A 17,596-nucleotide genomic window follows, 5' to 3' on the forward strand; every position below is an offset into this window, starting at 1 on the left:
GACGTGTCAATTCGCGGCCGGAACGGGACAACTCATCGGATCGCCCTGCTTGCCGCATTTCAGGTAACCCTCGAAGGCTTTGACACGGGATTGCGCCAGGCTATCCATGCACTGCGCGGCGAGCATTGGCATTGCGCTTCCTCCGGCCGCTCCCGCGGTCTGGAAACGGCACTCCGCGTCGCGAAATTTGTCCCAATCCCGCTGCGCCTGAACGAGAAGCTTCTTGGTATCCGCGTCGCCCTTCAGGCGGGCTTCGATCTGTTGGTAAAGCTCGTTGAGCTTCTTGTCGGATTTCTTGAACGCCGCATCGGCGCACGCATTCAGCGAGGCCTGATCCTTGGCGGCATCGTAGCACTTGTCCTGGGCGAGTACGAAATTCGGCACGGCCAGAACCACGGCGGCAGTCAGTATTGCGGTTTTCATCGATTGTCCTTTCCTATTATCTGGTTTTCATTGGATCGGCTTTGCCACCATCGGCGAGCGTGACGCTGCCGAGCTTTCCTAAGCCGGTCAGCCTGCCGCCTTCCTTGACCGTGACTTTGCCGGAGACCTCCCCGTCAACGACAAGCAATCCCGAGACTGAAATGTCACCGGCCAAAGAGCCGGTCACGCGCAACTGCGCCCCTGACGCGACTTCCGTCACGCCGGAATAGTTGTTCTTGCCGCTCAGCGTCAGCTTGCCGCCGGCGACAACGAGGCCGCCGCTCATGCCGGCGTCATCAAAGTCCGCTATGGTTCCATCAAATTGCCCGTTGGCTTCTGTCAGGATCAGTCTGCCCGCACCCAGATAGACCTCGCCTTTGCCGTTCAGGTTGCGAATGGCCGTATCGTTGAGGGAGTGCGCCACTCCCCAGGACTTCAGGTGGTTTCCTTTTTGATTGAGGTTGAGCACACCGTCGACCGTGACGCGCGAGGAATGCTCGATGCTGCCCGGCCCGGCCAGGGTAAGATACCCATCGGCCGCGATATGGGTTGTGCCGGTGTAGGTATTGCCCCCGGTCATGCGCACGTCCGCGTCCTTCTCGATCGTGAAGTCGCCGGCGCCGGAGACGATGCCGGCCAGTCCGAGCCATCCCTTGCTTCCAGCATCGCTGGTCGCGCGATTCAGCTGAACCTTGATCCTTGGCACCCGCGTCTGTCGTAAAGTTGCCAGCGCTGACAAAATAGGGTGAATATGCGGTCGTCTTGTTTTCCAGATCATACATTACGGAATTGGACTGAAAGAAGGGTAAGCCGATAGTAATTCCATTGCCGTTAACCTCATCACTTTGGCGATCGATAACGACATCGCTGTATTCCTTGTTGTTAAAGCTATCGTCAAATCCAAAGAACTTTAAGTCCATTATATCAGAACTATATTCCTTGATTTGAAATCCTCTCGATCGAAGCTTATTTAAAACACCCTCTGAGGTTATGGAGACAAAAGTCGCCGTTCCTGTATCCAACAACACGGGCCCATTGAAATCAACCGAACGTTTCTTTTCCATATAGTCAAAAGAAATTGTATAACGGTAAGAGCCTTCGTTCACATTGGATGCGTTCGCGCCTGTTTGCGGGAATCTCTTCTGGTAATGTTCGTAAAGCTGAGAACCCAGTTCGCCCCAAGGCATCAGGGCCGTAAACTGGGATCTCAAACTGGGGGACAAATTCAGCGCCAGGCAGGGAACGCAACCCGGTGTGGTCTTCTTTTTTCCAAGATTTGCATTGGCAGAGACCACATAGCCGCTTTGGGTTTGACTGCCGGGGGCAGTGGTCTGATCTCCCGCAAAGATAAAATCGGCGGCTCCAAAGACGCCGTAAAACGTCGTCGAATCACCGGGTTCGCCGTTCTGCATGCTCTTGCGCGCATTAAGATCCGCATAGACCGGCGTATCGCCGTGGTGGCCCACGGGCTTTTGCGTCAATTTCACATCCTCGAGGTCGCCGAAACCCTTTGTGTAGACGTAATCCACCACCCGACCAGCGGCGAAGTCGCCATCGAGGGTTACGACAGGCTTTGAGCGATCATCCGGATCGTAATAGGACAGGCTGTCGAAACGGACCTGTTGTACCCAATCTCCATAGGTGCCGTCTCCATACGGGTACATTTCAGGCTTGCTGCCGGGCACCGGCTGTATGCCGGGGACACTCGAATCGATCTCCGCGTTGAACTCATCCGACCCGGTGTCGAATTCGTACAAACGAGGCGTGGCACCATTGATGCCCACCACGATCCCGAGTTTGTGATAGATGACTTCATCACTGTCGAGTCCGTATTCCCTGACATGTTGCAATGGAATGGATATCGGGCCGGTAGCCTGGGCAAGGCCGGTCCGGCCGTTCTCATCGGCCACAGGGGATACGGCAGGTGATGTGTTCGCTGCCGGAACGCGGCAGCTCGGATCGCCTTCCTGGCACTTCAGGTAACCCTCGAAGTCCTTGACCCGGGATTGCGTCAGGCTGTCCATGCACTGCGCGATGAGCATTGGCGTCATGCTTCCTTCGACCGATCCTGCGGTCTGGAAACTGCACTCCGCGTCGCGAAATTTGACCCAACCCCGCTGTGCTTGAACAAGAAGCGTCTTGGTATCCGCATCGTCGTTCAGGCGGGCTTCGATCTGCTTGTAAAGCTCGTTGAGCTTCTTGTCGGATTGCTTGAACGCGGCATCGGCGCACTCGTTCGGGGCGGCCAGATCCTCGGCATCGGCGCACTTGTTCATGTCCTGAGTAAAGGCGAAAGCTGGCATGGCCAGAACCACGGCAACTGTCAGTATCGCGGTTTTCATCGATTGCCCTCTGTTTAGAACAGCCGGCACGGTCGGCTGCTAGTTGGCATCGTCATCGTCCGATCCGTCAGCGTCGCCGGTACTGTCATCCGACGCATCGTCATTCGTGCTATCGTCGTCGGTGTCGGTGCTGTCCTGGTCATCATCACCGGCCGTTGAGTCTTCATCTTCGTTCTGATCGGTCGAATCGTCCTGATCACCGGAATTATTGTCGTCGGTATTGTCATCCGAGCTATCGTTGTCGGTGTTGTTGTCGTCATCACCATCATCGTCATTCTGATCGCTCGAATCGTCCTGATCATTGGAACTGTCGCCGTCGGTGCTGTCGTCCGAGCTATCGCCATCGGTGTCCGCGTTGTTATCGTCGGAATCGTCATCAGCATCGGGAGGAGTTACGTCTGGACTGGTGTCGCCGGGCAGCGAGTCGTCTTCGCGATAGCTTGTGTCTTCGAGGCTTGTCTCCATCTCGTCGTCGTACTGATCGACGATCTGCGTCCACTCCTCATGGTTATCGACGCTCGTCCATTGCGAGATATTGTTGACCGAGATGTTGGTATTGAAGTTGTTGACGGTGATGTTGGTATTGACCTCGACGACATCTGCGACTTCTGTTCCGCGGTTCACGCCAAACAGAAAACTGGTAGCGCTCACGGCAAGAGCGGCCCATACGAGTCGGTCGACATCGGTCGGCGTCGAAATCGGTTGATGCCGCACTGTGGCAAGCACGTCACCCGGCCGGATGCCTTGCCGCGCGGCAACGCCATGGGGTGCAACGGCCAAGACATACACCCCGCGAAGCTTGGGCGGGATCTGGTAGCGGTGCCGAGAGGCGTGGTTGATGGGTATCAAAACCGCGTTAAGAGCCCGGGAAACATAGGGTTTCGGCAGATCATATTTGCTGGCATGCGCAACATTGATCGTGTGCGGGACGGCTACACTCACAACAGCCGTCATTTTCACTGAAGTTGCCAATGCACGGGCGAACTGCATTATCAGTCTGGACTTTCGAACAGTTTGCATTTTGCACATCCTGCAGCTGATGATTGGAATCGACCTCAGAGGCCCGGCGCCCCGGAGCGCTCACCAATCATTCTCCCCCTGCACCACGGTCAGCGGCAATTCCAGCGATCATCACCGTCATTCCGTAACTTCCTCGGCAAAACACCTTGCCAGATCTTGCGGCGCTCCGAGCTTCTTCGCCCAGGATACCAGTTCAGGTTTTTCCGACGGGTCGGCATAGCCGCCCCACACGTCGCGAAATTGCTTTTTTCCGTCGACCGTCTGGAAGAACATCACGCCGTCGTCGCTCACCGGCGTGGAGACGTAGGCGGCGCTCCAGTTGCCGTTCTCCATGATCGTGATGAACTTCACCCGAGCTGGCTTGACCTTGTTGTCCAACGCCGAGGCAACGAGGGGGGCATATTCCTGCTTGCGCGCCTTCGTCACATCGACCTTTACGCCGTCGCAGGCACCATTCGCGGCGAAAGCGAAGGTCAGCGTCATTCCCAACCCCATGAGGCCGATCATCACGATTTTGGCACATCGCGGGATAAGAACGTTGGATTCAAACATGAGGGCATCCTCTTCGTTCGTATTGGAGGGTCCACTAATCGGAATCGTCCTCGTCCGATGAGTTGTCATCGTCCGGTGTATCGACCTCGCAGCCGATGCCGCGGCAGCCTTGGTAGTTGCCTTGCGTATCGAAGTTCGGATTGCCTTCCTTGTCGTACTGCGGCCTGTCGTCGATGCTTTGATCCCCGTCATCAGGATCGTCGACTTTACATCCGAGCCCATTGCAGCCGATGTAACGGCCCCTGGTATCGAAGTTGGGATTGCCGTTCCTGTCGAACTGCGGCCGGTCGTCTATCTTCCGGCTCCCTTTATGGGACCGATCAACCAGGCAGCCCTTTCCGCGACAACCATCGTAGTCGTCGGTGGTACAACCGAAGATTGCCATCAAAGCAGTGGCCAAGGCCGCACAGATTACGAGTTTCATGATTCATTCCTCCGACTGGCTGGCGGCGGACATCGTCCATATCGGAAGGCCATTGCAGGCGGCGATCGCCGCTTTTGCCGCGAAGGCTGGCGCCAATCGGAGGAGGGCAAAGCTTCGCCAGCCATCGAACGAGAGCCAGGCTGTGGGCGATGCATTCGACGACTTAGTCGACGGTTGCCGTAATCTCTTACGTGGGAGGGAACGCTCCCAGCGGGGGCCGCCGCATTAGCGAATGTCAATATTCCTCTCCATGCTTAGTGCCCCGTCCGCCCAAGCATGCTTCAACAATCCGCTGACGCGGCTGTGCTTCTAAAAAGTTGCATCCGATTCGGCCTGCGGCAAGGAAAAACCCAATATTGCGGGGATGAATTTTGTAAATGCTTAATAATTCGGAACCAGCGCCGGCTATCTTAGCAGATTCTGAAATATGATCGGAAGCAAGTGTGCGGAATACGCTCTTAGCTTCATTCCTCTTTATCTCGTGTTATTGCAAGTAGTTTCATATGTTATTGCGAATTTTCGCACAGCCTTGTAAAATATCGCGACGGCATCGCTTCTTATATGATCGCTATAATCCGAATCTATTGTGGTATTTTTTTCGAATCCAGCCAAGCCGTTGCGCAGGCCGAAAGAAACGCCGCTCAATCATTCGACTTTTTCAACGCTGCGGCGTGCCGCATAGAGGCGCAGTGGGGGCGCCGCGGCCGCGTTGTGAGCATCTTCCCAGTCGGATTGTCATCGGGTAGCGTGCAGGGGAGGCACGTGAAGGCGCTCTCTTTGGCTAACGCACTGCCACACCTTCAGCAGTTGCCCGTCGGAAGATGGGGCTGGTGTCACAACCCGGTGCTTGCCGCGACAGTTTGTTCCCGTCCCGGTTCATTTCAGCACCGAAGCGAGGGGGGAAGAGATGCACAACCGATTTCGGCAGTGCCTGCGGCAAATGTCGCTGGCAGCGTTGACGATGCTGGCGCTAAACATCCCGGTCCACGCGGCTGATCTCGTCATTGCGATGCCGAACTGGCCGTCGGGCCAGGCCACGGCAAACATCCTCAAGGTCAGCCTGAAGGAAAATTTCGGGCTTGATGCCGACGTGCGCGAGATGGGGACGCTTATCGCCTTTGCCGGCCTCAATTCGGGTGAGGTGGATATTCATCCCGAAATCTGGCTGCCCAACCTCGACAATCTGGTGAAGAAGTATGTGGACGGTGCCGGCACGGTGGCCATCAGCCCCATTGGCGTGCCGGCCTGGCAAGGCATATGCGCGACGCGTGAAGCAGCCGACAAATTTGGAATTCACGACGTTTCGGATCTCAGCGACCCGAAGAAAACCGCCGCGCTGGATACCGACGGTGACGGGCGTGGCGAACTCTGGATAGGCGCTGAGGGTTGGTCCTCAACCGCTATCGAGCGCGTCCGCGCCAACAGCTATGGTTATGCCAAGACAATGACCTTGCTGGAGACGCCCGAGGATGCCGGAATGGCGGCTGTCGATGCCGCGGTCGCCACGGATCATCCAATGGTGTTTGCCTGCTACGCGCCGCACTACGTCTTTGAGCTGCACGACATTGTCCGGCTTACCGAGCCGCCCTTCGATCCGGCAAGGTGGAAGATCGTACTGCCGTCAGAGGACCCGCTCTGGGTCTCGAAGTCCAGTGCGCCGGTGTCATGGGATACCGCCCATTTCCATATCGCCTACGCCACCTCGCTGCGCACAAAATATCCGAAGGTGGTGGCGTTCCTGGAACGGGTCGAGCTGAAGCCCGAGGAAATCACCAAGATGAGTTATGCGCTCCAGGTGGAGCGTCAGGATCCTTACGAATACGCCAAACAATGGGTTGCCGCACAAGGCGCCCGGGTGCAGGGGTGGGCAAATCCATGACCCGAAATCTGATGACCGTGGGGCGCGCCACTCTCCAGCGGAGCTCCCTTGCAACAATTGTCGCGGTAGCGTTCGGTCTTGTCGCGGTGGCGGCGGTGGCTGCGGGAACACAGGTTTTTGACCCGAAAACCCACAAATGGGTGGACTACGATCGCACCAAGGCGCGCAAATACTATGCCGCGCATAATGAAGTGCCCGAGGCATTTCGTCCGCAGATGGTCAAGTTCCGCACCGCGGAAGTGCCGGGCACGATCATCATCGATGGCAACCAGCACTTTCTCTACCTTGTGCAGCCGGGTCAGCAGGCCATGCGCTATGGTATCGGCGTGGGCCGGGAGGGGTTTGGCTGGGCCGGCATCGTGCGCGTCGGCCGTATGGCGGAGTGGCCGACCTGGACACCTCCGGCCGAAATGGTCGCTCGCGATCCAAAGGCGGTGAAATATGCCGGAGGCATGAAGGGGGGGCCGGACAACCCGCTCGGCGCAAGGGCGCTCTACCTCTATGAGCGCGACCAGGACACGATCTACCGGATACACGGCACCCCGGAGCCCTGGACGATCGGGCTCGACGTGTCGTCGGGATGTATCCGGATGAGGAACGACGACATCGTCGATCTCGCATCCCGCGTCAAGGTCGGGGCCAAGGTCATCGTCCTCATGCAGGGGGCGGCACTTTACAAAGGCGTGTGAGGGCATTCGGAGAGGGACAAGCAATGTCGGCAAAAAATGCAGTGAGAACTTCGATTCGGGCGACAGCAATTGGATTCCTGGCTGGAGCCCTTGGCGCTTGCGTCAGCGCGCCATCGCCGCCGCCGCAGGACCAGATGTCCAGGACCAAGGTCGAAACGGCGCCGGCGGACCTTCAGCTGCTTTGCGCCAATGCGGTCGCCAAGGCCAGCGGCGTCGACAGCACCAAGATACTTCCGGTTTCATCAAGCAAGCTCGATTCCAAGACCTACCAGGTCGAACTCGATGCCAGCGGCAAGAAGACAAGCTGCCTCGTGGATACCGACGGCAATGTCAAATCCGTTGAGCCCGTCTGACCCGCTCCGGTCGACGAATTTTGCGACCGATCTGACCATTGGCGCCTTGGGCTGCGGACATGACGATGTTTGGGGGCGGCCAGCCGCGATCAGCGGTTTAGAGAACCCGGGCTAACCGCGCCTGCTTCACCTCAGCCCGATCCGCTTGGCGCCTTGCCGGAACAGCGCCTCGGCGTCCGGCTCGAAGCGGAAGGTGCCGATGAAATCATCGGCGCAGTAGTTCGGCAGCGTCTTGCGCAACGCGGCGGCGAAACCTTGACCCTCGTCCAGCCGTCCCGCCAGCGCAAGGCAATGCGCGGCGATTGCCAGGATGATGGCATGGGCGTTGGGACGCGCGGCTGCTTTCAGCGCCCATTCGGCGGCTTCGTCAAACTGGCCGAGCCGGACATGCGACATCGCCCTGGCGCCCAGCATGCCGAACAGCAGCGGATCGAAGGGGCTCAGATGCCTGGAATGGTCGGATGAGCCGATCGCGGCCTTCGGGTCGCCGGACTGCGAGTGGACGAAAGACAGGGCATAGTGGCCAAGCGCGAAATTAGGGCTGAGGTCGACGGCGCGTTCCAGCTCGATGAGGGAGCCGTCCTGCTCGCCGCGCAGCCACAGCGCCCGCCCCATGGCCCAATGCGCGGCCGGATTGTGATCGTCGACGAGAAGGCTCTGGCCGGCTGCCTCGAAGGCCATGGCGCTCTCCTGATCGCGGTCGCCCCAGCGCTGGAAGGCATTTTGCCAATGAGTGAAGGAGAGCCCGGCATAAGCGCGGGCGAAGGTAGGATCGAGCTTCAAGGCCAGGTCGAAGAAATGCCGGGCCTGCTCGTTTTCCGCGCGGGTGAAGCGGTACATGTGCCACAGGCCGCGGTGATAGGCCTCCCAGGCGTTCAGCGAATTGGGCGCCTTCAGCATGGCGCGGTTGCGCTCGACCGTCTCGATCTCGGCCGAGATCGACGAGACGATGCTGTTGCCGATATCATCGAGCACGGCAAAGATGTCGTCCGGCTTGCGCTCGAACGTCTCGGCCCAGACTATCCTGGCCGTGCGCACTTCGACCAGCTCGACAGCAACGGTGACGCGGCCCGCCTGGCAGCGCACCATGCCGGTGGCGACATAGTCGACGTTGAGCCGCCGCCCGGCATCTTCGGGCGCGATGTTTTTCTCCGCCAAGGCAAACACCGAGCCGCGCGCGATGACGAAGAAATCCCTGAGCTTGGCCAGGCGGGTGATGATGTCGTGGGTCAGGCCGTCGGCAATCCCTCCGCGAGGGCCACCAGGAACGCCGCCGATGCCGGCCTGTTCAATAAACGGCATCACCGCAAGCGAAGCCTTGCGCGACGTTGCGGCGTTGGGATCGGCAAGCATGATAGGAGGTACCGAGAGCGGAACGGCCGGCTGCACCCATGATGACGCGCCGTGCTGACAGCGGATTGCCCGCCATGCGTCGCGAACGGGTCCGAAATCCAGATCTTCGGACTGGAAGTGCCGTGCGGCGGCCGCAATATGCTCCTCGGCCGCGCCGAACTGGCCGCGCTGGGCGAGCCTCGTCAGCAAGGCCAGATGCACACGGCCGTCGAACGGAGCGAGCTCCAGCCATTTTTCGAGGTGCGCGGACACGTCATCGGAATCGCTGGGGAGACGCTCGACAAGCTGTTGCAGCACCGCCGCGTGGCATGAGCTGAAGCGGCGGCGCTGAGCGGTCAACCAGCTGTTGAAATGCGGGCTGCGGTCGATCTCCAGCCCGTCGAGGAAATCGCCGGGGAACAGCCGGGAAAGCGCCAGCAGGCGTTCGAGCTCGAGCGTCTCTATTCCCTTCGTCGCGGCGGAGGCAATCTCCACGGCATCCACGGATACACCGTTCAGGTCGAGCGCGACCGTGTCGCCCTGTGCCTCGATCCTGCTCCGATCGGATTCGTCGAGAACGCCTCGAAGCTTGCTGAGGCACCAGCGGAGTTCGCCGCGCGGGTCGTTCGGCACGTCCCACAAAAGCTCGCAGAGCCGGCTGCGGCCGACCGGATGCGGCGCCAGCGCCAGATAGGCGAGCAGCGCACGCAGCTTGCGCGATTTTGGGAGCTGGATGATGATGCCGTTGCGTGCGATCGTCAGCGGGCCGAGCAGGCGCACGGAAAGGCCGGTCACCTCGCCGTCGAGGCTCGATCGGGTGGATTCCACGTGCGTTTCCACGCCTGCTCCCACGCTGGCCAGTCGGCCTTTGTTTTATCACCAAACGCGACACGGTGCATCCGGCGGCGAATTTCCGCGCCGGATGCCGCCATGGCCACATTGCCGGGAGGCAAATGTAGTGCGGCAAGGTCTCGAAACCTCGCCGCCCAAGCCACCGGTCTGTAACCGGCCCGTGACGACAAGAGACAACGACGAAGCGAGGAGATCGACATGTTGCATCAACAGAAAATCAGAACCACCGCCGGGCGCGGCCGCCTGTTCGACAGCATTCTCGACACGGTCGGCGATACGCCGGTGATCCGCATCAACAATCTCGGACCGGATCATGCGACGATCTATGTGAAGGCCGAGTTCTTCAATCCCGCCGCCTCGGTGAAGGACCGGCTGGCGCTCAACATCATCGAGGAAGGCGAGCGCAGCGGCGCCTTGACGCCGGGCCAGACCGTGGTCGAGGCGACCAGCGGCAACACCGGAATCGGCCTTGCCATGGTCTGCGCCCAAAAGGGCTATCCGCTGGTGGTGACGATGGCCGACAGTTTTTCCATCGAACGCCGCAAGCTGATGCGCATGCTGGGCGCCAAGGTGGTGCTGACGCCACGCGCCCAGAAGGGTTTTGGCATGTACAAGAAGGCGGTGGAGCTGGCCGAAGCCAATGGCTGGTTTTTGGCCCGCCAGTTCGAAACCAAGGCCAACGCCGCCATTCACGAGGCGACGACGGCGCGCGAGATCATCAACGATTTCGCCGGCTCGCGGCTCGACTGCTTCGTCACCGGCTATGGCACGGGCGGCACCGTCGTCGGCGTCGGGCGCGTGCTGCGGCAGGAGCGTCCGGAGACCCGGATCGTGCTCGCCGAACCGGCCAACGCGCAGCTGATCGGCAGCGGCAAGCCGCAGCAGCGCGGCGCCGGTGGCGCGCCTGCCGCCAGCCATCCGGCCTTCGAGCCGCATCCGATCCAGGGCTGGACGCCCGACTTCATTCCGGACGTGCTGCAAGAGGCGATCGACGCCAGCCTCTATGACGAGGTGGTGCCGATTGCCGGGCCCGAGGGCATGAAATGGGCCAAGGCGCTGGCGCAGAAGGAAGGGATTTTCACCGGCATCTCCGGCGGAGCGACCTTCGCTGTGGCGCGGCAGATCGCGGAAAAGGCGGCGCCCGGCTCGGTGATCCTGTGCATGCTGCCCGATACTGGCGAACGCTACATGACGACACCGCTGTTCGACGGCATCGAAGCCGAGATGGACGCCGAGGAGACTGCGCTTTCGCAGTCGACGCCCGGCTGCCAGTTTCCGGCGTGACGGCGGCACATCGGGAGCGGCCTGTATGGACACGAGGCCTGGATTGGCCATCACGGCCACCGAGGAAACGCTTGACCCCTCGAACTGGGCCGACGTGCAGGTCCTGTCGCATCGGATCGTCGACGATGCCGTCGCTTACCTGCGCGATGTCAGAGAGCGTCCGGTGTGGCAGGAGATGCCGGTTGATGTGAGGACTTTCTTCACGGCGCCGCTGCCGCGTTCGCCGGCTCCGCTGGCCGAAATCTACGGCGACGTCACAGGGAAGCTGATGCCCTATCCGATGGGCAACATCCATCCGCGCTTCTGGTCCTGGTATATGGGCTCTAGCAATTTCACCGGCGCGCTCGGCGATTTCCTGGCGGCGATCCAGGGCTCCAATCTCGGCGGCGGCAACCATGCCGCCGCGTTGATGGACAACCAGGTCGTCGACTGGTGCAAGGAAATGATGGGCTTTCCGCAATCGGCCAGCGGCACACTGGTCAGCGGCGGCTCGATGGCCAACATCATCGGGCTGACCGTGGCGCGCAACGCCAAGGCGGGCATCGACATACGCGAGCACGGGGTTGCCGGCATCGACAAGCCACTGCGTTTCTATGGCTCCGACCAGCTTCACTCCTGCCATCGCAAGGCGATGGAGGCGCTCGGCCTCGGCAACCGGGCACTGCGTCGCATCCCGAGCGATGCGGGGCTGCGCATCGACATCGCTGCGTTGCGGGCGGCGATTGTCGAGGACCGTAACGCGGGCTTCAAGCCGGCCTGCGTGATCGGCACGGCCGGCACGGTGAACACCGGCGCGATCGACGATCTGCAAGCGCTGGCAGACCTGGCGTCACAAGAGGATCTGTGGTTCCATGTCGACGGGTGCATCGGCGCCCTGCTTGCGATTGCGCCGGACAATTCGCATCGCGTTGCCGGCATTGAACGCGCCCACTCAATCGCGCTCGATCCGCACAAATGGCTGCACGCGCCATTCGAGGTCGGCTGCGCGCTGATCAGGGATGCCTCCGCGCATCGCGGCACGTTCGCGGTGACGCCGGAATATCTGGAATCGACCCCGCGCGGACTCGCCTCCGGCCACTGGCTGCACGATTTCGGCTTGCAGACGTCACGCGGTTTCCGCGCGCTGAAGGTGTGGATGGCGCTGAGAGAGCACGGCATCGAAAAGTTCGGCCGGCTGATCGATCAGAACATTGCGCAGGGACATCATCTCAGCGCGCTGATCGAGGCGGAACCGGCTCTCGAACTGGTGGCACCGGTGAACATTAACATCGTTTGTTTTCGCCACCGCGGCGACGGGCAGACGGGAGAGAGGCAGAAGGCGCTCAACACCGAGATCATGCTGAGGCTGCAGGAAGAAGGCATCGCCGCCATTTCCGACACGACAGTGCATGGCCAGCATTGCCTCAGGGTGGCGATCAACAACCACCGCACCCGTCGCGACGATCTTGACCTGCTGATCCGGGAAACGGTGCGGCTCGGGCAGGAGATTTCAGCGACGGGCGCGACGGGCTAACGCCGGCCTTTCTTTCGAGCGGCGAGACTAGGCATCGAGCCAGACCTTCTCGAAATGCTGCTCGAGCGACTGGTGCTGCTCGCAGCCATGGACGCCCTTGCGGTAGGTGCGTAAACCGAGCGCCAGTAGGGCTGGATGATAACGCCGGAATCGCGCAGATTCTGTTCGATCTTGGCCATGAGCTCCTTGCGGGCGCCGGGATCAGGCATCGCCAGCGCCTTGTCGAGTAGACTGTCGAATTCCGGATTGGCATAGGCGCTCTCGTTCCACGCGGCGCCAGACTTATAAGCGAGCGCCAGCACCTGGACGCCGAGCGGCCGGCCGAGCCATTCCGTGCAGGAGAAGGGATATTTGCTCCAATCGTTCCAGAACGTCGCGGCCGGCAGCACAGTGCGCTTGATCTTCAGCCCGGCCTCGCGCATCTGCGCGGCGATGGCGTCGCCGGTGCTCTTCTGCCAGTCGACGTCGACCGAGATGAGTTCGTATTCGTGGTCGGCCTTGCCGGCCTCGGCGAGCAGGGCCTTGGCTTGATCGGTGTTGCGGACGGCCGGGCCGATATCGGCATATTCGGGATGCATCGGCCCGACGTGATGGTTCTCGGCAGGCTTGCCGCGATTGTCCATGCCGATCTTCAGCACGGCGGCGTTGTCGACCGCGAGCTGGGCGGCGCGGCGCACCTTGATGTCGTCATAGGGCGGATTGCCGATGTTGAAACGCGCGACGATGGTCGAGCCGGTGGCGATTTCCGAATTGCTCAGGCCCATGGAGTCGGTCTGCGCAACCGTGTCGGAGGCGGTTTCATGGTCGGTGTCGATCTCGCCCGATTCGAAGGCCGACAGCATGGCGTTGGGATCGGAGCCGTAGTCGACCCATTTGATGCCGTCGAGGTAGAAGTCGCCCTTCCACCATGGCTTGTCCTTACGGCGGACTTCGGCGCCGACCTCGGCGTCCCATGCGACGAGTTCGCAAGGCCCGGTAGTGATCGCCAATGCCTTCAGCGGATCGCCGTCGCCTTCATAGCTGCGGTGCATGATCAGCGCCGGATAGTCGGCCATGCCGGCGATCAGCGAAATGTCGGGCTTGGGCAGATTGAGCCGGACGATGAAATCGTCGACGCGCTCGATGCCGCCGTCGACGGCCTTCTTGGTATCGGCGTTGACCAGTGCGCCCATGCGCGCGGCGACCGAATTGCCGGCGACGGACGCATCGCACCAGCGCGTCAGATTGTGGATCACGTCGTCGGCGTTGAAGGTGTCGCCGTTCGACCAGGTGATGCCCTTGCGGACATGCAGCGTCAGCACGCGGGCGTCGTCGCTGGTCTCCCAGCTCTCGAGCAGCCATGGCTCGAAGGTGAAGTCGCGGTTCCAGCGCACCAGATATTCGTTGCACTGACGGGCGACGTTGGACATCTCGACGCCGTCGAAAGTGCGCGGATCCTTCCAGCCCTTGACGTTCATGGCGACACGCAAGATGCCGCCGCGCTTCGGTTCCTCGGCCCTGGCCGGTGACGGCGCAAGCCCGCCCAGCGCCAGCGCGCCGGCAGCGCTGACGCCGAGCGCAGCCATGGTGGCGAGATATTCGCGCCGGTTCATCTGGCCTTTCTTGAAGCCATCGGCGACGGGCTCCGCCTGCGGATGCAATTTCCGGTCGGTCAGCATGAACTTCATCGTAAATCCTCCCTGTCGGGCCGGCGCATCGCGGATGCGGGCTCCTTACGTGGCGTGATGATAGGGCTGGCCTGACCGAAGCAGTGTTCGGGTTTCCGCAGTTGTTGTGCGCTGTTCCGCGACAGTGGAGATTGGAGGACGGTCCGCGTCACTCAGGCCAATCACCTCCGCCCAGCGCGGCTATTGCCGCGATTATGCGCTCAAACGCCTGGCCGGCGCGCGGTACGGTTTTGCGGGCGCGCAGGAAGCTGTGCACCAGCCGCGGCTCTTCGCGCCACCATGCCTTGCCGCCGGCGGCAAGGATGCGATCGCGATAGGCCTTGCCGTCAGCCGACAGCGGGTCGCATTCGGCAGTGATGACGACGGTCGGCGGCAGGCCAGAGAAGTCCGTATCGCCGAGCGGCGAAAATGTTGGGTCGTCCGGCGACTGCCCCTTCCCTGCCCGGATATGCCGATAGAATTCGACGTCGCGCAATGTCAGCAGTGGCGCCTCTGCGTGCTCGACATAGGAGCCGGCGCGCGCTTTGCCGTCCAGCTCGGGGCCGTCTAGCTCGTCACCGCCGAGCTCGGGATAAATCAGCACCTGGCCGATCGCATGGCGAGGATGGCGGCGCGTCGCATGCGCGACGGCGGCGGCAAGATTGCCGCCGGCACTCTCACCGCAGAGTACGAGCGGCAGGCCGGTCGTCGCCGCAGCCCATTCGAATACGGCCAGCGCATCCTCGAAGGCCGCCGGATGCAGATGCTCGGGCGCCAGCCGGTAGTCTGCGGACAGAACGGGAAAGCCAGTGCCGGCGCAAATCTCGGCGCAGATGTCATCATGGCTGTCGAGCCCGCCAAGGACGAAGCCGCCGCCGTGATAATAGACGACTATCGCTTGTGGCGCCGTGCCCGCCATCTGGTAACGCCGGACCGGGATCGCATGGTCGGCTGCTGCGACGGTTTTGTCGTCCGCTTTGACGCCGGCCGGATAGGGCTCGCGGAACGCCCGGCACATGGCGTCATAGACCGCCCGCTGCCTTTCGATCGGCGTGTAGACGATCTCGGGCGGATACGACTCGTTGACCCGGTCGATATAGGCCCACAGCTCCGGATCGAGCAGCGTTTGGTATTTTCCGCGCCCTGCCGTTTCTGGTCGATCGGCCTCGGTGATCATCGCGGCGCGGTCCCGCTCAGAGCTCGGCGTAGAGGCGGGCGGCGTTTTCGTAGCTGAAGCGCAATGGCACCGAGCCCTCGACCTGCCAGGCTTCGACCGTCTCGCCGGCCAGCAGCCGACAGGCGCCGTCGGTGGTGGTGACGGCGCCGCCATAGAGCCGGTTGGCGAGATTGAGAATGGCCGTCTGATGCATCGCCGCGCTGCCGCTGCCGCAGGCATCCTTGACCAGCAGCACGCGAAACCCGAGCGCCACCGCGTCCTTTACGGTGGCATCGATGCAGGCCTCGGTCCAGACGCCGGCAACGACCAGCCACTCGACGCCATCGGCCTTCAGCCGCTCGGCGGCAGGCCCCGCGCGGAAGGCGCTGGCATCGGTCTTGACCAGCATCGTCTCGCCTGTCGCCGGGCCCACTTCCGGACAGATCGCCGTCAGTGGATCGTCCTTGTCGGAAAACGCCGACTTGCCGTTGGCCTCGACCGGGTGGAACGGCCGTGCCGTGGCGAGATCGACGATATAGGCCCAGTGGTACAGGGGCACATTGTTGGCCCGAGCCGCCTGCTGCAGCCGCTGGACGTTGGCGAGAATGTCGCCATAGCCTTCGACCAGATAGCGCTTGTCCCGCCGATGCTCCTCCTGGAGATCGATGAACACCGCCGCCGCCTTGCCGCGCTTGATCGAGATCGGGCTTTTCATGCAAAACTGCCTGTCAGCACTCAAACGTGCCTGTCAAGGAAATCGTCCTCATAGGGAAAGCGCGACAGGAGTTCGGTGCCGGTCTCGGTGATCAGGATCTCGTCCTCCAGCTTGACGCCCTCGCGGCCGCCCTTTTCGCCGATATAGCTTTCGACGCTGACCACCATGCCGGGCACGATGACACCGTCGCGGCCATAGGTCTCGTAATCCATGGCATGCGCGATGAACGGCGTCTCGCCATGCATGCCGACGCCGTGCATGACCGAGGTGTAGCGCTGGTCGACGAAGCGGTCCGGGATCTTCCAGGCCTTTTCGGCAATCTCGCGAAACGCCATGCCCGGCTTGACGACCCCGATGTTGTGCTGAACCTGATCGTGCGCCATGCGGTAGAGCGATCTCTGATAATCGGTCGGCTTGCCCGGGCCGCAGCGGAAGGTGCGCGAAAAGTCCGAATAATAGCCGTAGCAGCCGATCGTGTCGGTATCGAGCGCCAGAAGTTCGCCCGGCCTGATCTTGCGGCCGCTCGCCTCATTGAACCATGGGTTGGTGCGCTGGCCCGAGGTCAGCAAACGGGTTTCGATGAATTCGCCGCCCTGGCGGATCACCTCGCCATACATGATGGCGAACAACTCGTTTTCGGATACGCCGGGCTTGATCGCCTCGCGCACCGCATAGACCGCAGCCTCGGCGCCAGCCATCGACACCTGCAGGCATTTTACTTCCTCTGGCGTCTTGACCGCGCGCACCGCCAAAATCTCGCCCTGGCAATCCCGGACGTCGCAGCCGCGCTTTTCCAACGCCAGTGCCTGCAGATGGCTGCAGCGGTCGAGCCCGAGCTTCATCGAGCCGCCGCCATGCGCCTTGAGCAATTCGGCGATCTCATCGGCGAACGGGCCGGCTGTTTCGTCGTCACGGCCCGACACCGAAGACCAGACCAGCTTCGACGGCCGCGCCTCGTCGATCGTGTCGAGCACCATCGAGACATGGTAGCTCTGCGGATATTCGAACAACACGATCGGCCCTTCGGTCGGGATGAAGAAGTAGCGCGTCGAGTTGCGCAGGAAATAGCCGAACATGTTGCGCGAGCCGGTGGCGTAGCGCTGGTTGTAGGGGTCGAACAGCACGACGCCGCCATAGCCGGCCTCGCGCATCCACGCGCGCAGCTTGACCAGTCGCCCCTTGCGCAGCGCGTCGGCATTGATGAAGGACGGCTCGGTATCCGACAACCACATGCCGCCGGCCGGATCGGCCGCAGCCGGATGCCGCATGCGGTCCTTGAAGTCAACGTCCTCGGTGCTGTCGGGGTCGAAAACGACGATGCTCATGGGTGCCTCCTGGAAGCGAGACCATGGAGCAAAGGACGTGCGGGCGTTGTGCGGAAAACCGCAAATGTTGTGCTGGATGCCGTAGACAGGC

Annotated in this window: 15 protein-coding genes and 1 pseudogene; 5 read left to right on the forward strand and 11 right to left on the reverse strand. The window is 61.5% G+C overall.

Going from position 1 to position 17,596, the window contains the following annotated elements; translation table 11 throughout:
- Nucleotides 1-6 precede the first annotated feature (6 nt).
- From NKH89_RS30585 to NKH89_RS30610, 6 genes are all read right to left on the reverse strand, one after another.
- Nucleotides 7-396 carry a lysozyme inhibitor LprI family protein gene (locus NKH89_RS30585; protein ID WP_352481356.1) on the reverse strand — a complete coding sequence of 130 codons (390 nt, stop codon included), beginning with the start codon at nt 394-396 and terminating at the stop codon, nt 7-9.
- A 43-nt stretch (nt 397-439) separates the two neighbouring features.
- Complete coding sequence (locus NKH89_RS30590; protein WP_352910984.1) at nt 440-847, reverse strand: autotransporter-associated beta strand repeat-containing protein; 408 nt, start codon at nt 845-847, stop codon at nt 440-442.
- Nucleotides 741-2,765: a lysozyme inhibitor LprI family protein gene (locus tag NKH89_RS30595; protein WP_352910987.1), complete on the reverse strand. Its 2,025-nt coding sequence runs from the start codon at nt 2,763-2,765 to the stop codon at nt 741-743. The genes NKH89_RS30590 and NKH89_RS30595 overlap by 107 nt, the downstream gene beginning before the upstream one ends.
- A 39-nt stretch (nt 2,766-2,804) precedes the next feature.
- On the reverse strand, nt 2,805-3,785 hold the full coding sequence (locus NKH89_RS30600) for a PDZ domain-containing protein (protein WP_352592255.1): 981 nt from the start codon (nt 3,783-3,785) through the stop codon (nt 2,805-2,807).
- A 117-nt stretch (nt 3,786-3,902) separates the two neighbouring features.
- Entirely contained in the window at nt 3,903-4,337 is a 435-nt protein-coding gene (locus NKH89_RS30605) for a hypothetical protein (RefSeq protein ID WP_352910990.1), read from the reverse strand.
- Between the two features lie 34 nt (nt 4,338-4,371).
- Nucleotides 4,372-4,761 (reverse strand): hypothetical protein, encoded by a 390-nt coding sequence (locus NKH89_RS30610; protein ID WP_352910993.1) that lies wholly within the window; start codon nt 4,759-4,761, stop codon nt 4,372-4,374.
- 907 nt (nt 4,762-5,668) lie between these two features.
- Here NKH89_RS30610 and NKH89_RS30615 point away from each other — a divergent pair.
- From NKH89_RS30615 to NKH89_RS30625, 3 genes are all read left to right on the forward strand, one after another.
- Nucleotides 5,669-6,640, forward strand: coding sequence for an ABC transporter substrate-binding protein (locus NKH89_RS30615; RefSeq protein ID WP_352895363.1), 972 nt, complete (start codon nt 5,669-5,671; stop codon nt 6,638-6,640).
- Entirely contained in the window at nt 6,637-7,329 is a 693-nt protein-coding gene (locus NKH89_RS30620) for a L,D-transpeptidase (RefSeq protein ID WP_502896957.1), read from the forward strand. Before NKH89_RS30615 ends, NKH89_RS30620 begins: the two co-directional genes overlap by 4 nt.
- A gap of 134 nt (nt 7,330-7,463) precedes the next feature.
- The gene (locus NKH89_RS30625) at nt 7,464-7,682 is read left to right on the forward strand and encodes a hypothetical protein (RefSeq protein WP_031212349.1); all 219 of its coding nucleotides are present in this window, start codon (nt 7,464-7,466) and stop codon (nt 7,680-7,682) included.
- A gap of 126 nt (nt 7,683-7,808) precedes the next feature.
- Here NKH89_RS30625 and NKH89_RS30630 read toward each other — a convergent pair whose 3' ends face one another.
- Entirely contained in the window at nt 7,809-9,842 is a 2,034-nt protein-coding gene (locus NKH89_RS30630) for a transcriptional regulator (protein WP_352910997.1), read from the reverse strand.
- Nucleotides 9,843-10,064: 222 nt separating this feature from the next.
- Here NKH89_RS30630 and NKH89_RS30635 point away from each other — a divergent pair, with 222 nt between their 5' ends.
- Nucleotides 10,065-11,150, forward strand: coding sequence for a PLP-dependent cysteine synthase family protein (locus NKH89_RS30635; protein ID WP_352481351.1), 1,086 nt, complete (start codon nt 10,065-10,067; stop codon nt 11,148-11,150).
- A gap of 25 nt (nt 11,151-11,175) precedes the next feature.
- Nucleotides 11,176-12,663 carry a pyridoxal phosphate-dependent decarboxylase family protein gene (locus tag NKH89_RS30640; protein WP_352481350.1) on the forward strand — a complete coding sequence of 496 codons (1,488 nt, stop codon included), beginning with the start codon at nt 11,176-11,178 and terminating at the stop codon, nt 12,661-12,663.
- Nucleotides 12,664-12,690: 27 nt separating this feature from the next.
- Here NKH89_RS30640 and NKH89_RS30645 read toward each other — a convergent pair.
- From NKH89_RS30645 to NKH89_RS30660, 4 genes and pseudogenes are all read right to left on the reverse strand, one after another.
- A pseudogene (locus NKH89_RS30645) lies at nt 12,691-14,330 on the reverse strand (ABC transporter substrate-binding protein).
- A gap of 148 nt (nt 14,331-14,478) precedes the next feature.
- Nucleotides 14,479-15,486 carry an alpha/beta hydrolase gene (locus NKH89_RS30650; protein ID WP_352911000.1) on the reverse strand — a complete coding sequence of 336 codons (1,008 nt, stop codon included), beginning with the start codon at nt 15,484-15,486 and terminating at the stop codon, nt 14,479-14,481.
- A gap of 16 nt (nt 15,487-15,502) precedes the next feature.
- Complete coding sequence (locus tag NKH89_RS30655; protein ID WP_352911002.1) at nt 15,503-16,180, reverse strand: isochorismatase family protein; 678 nt, start codon at nt 16,178-16,180, stop codon at nt 15,503-15,505.
- Nucleotides 16,181-16,200: 20 nt separating this feature from the next.
- Nucleotides 16,201-17,505: a M24 family metallopeptidase gene (locus NKH89_RS30660; RefSeq protein WP_023718786.1), complete on the reverse strand. Its 1,305-nt coding sequence runs from the start codon at nt 17,503-17,505 to the stop codon at nt 16,201-16,203.
- Nucleotides 17,506-17,596 lie beyond the last annotated feature (91 nt).

The organism is Mesorhizobium sp. M0923 (assembly GCF_040319365.1).
Taxonomy (GTDB): domain Bacteria; phylum Pseudomonadota; class Alphaproteobacteria; order Rhizobiales; family Rhizobiaceae; genus Mesorhizobium.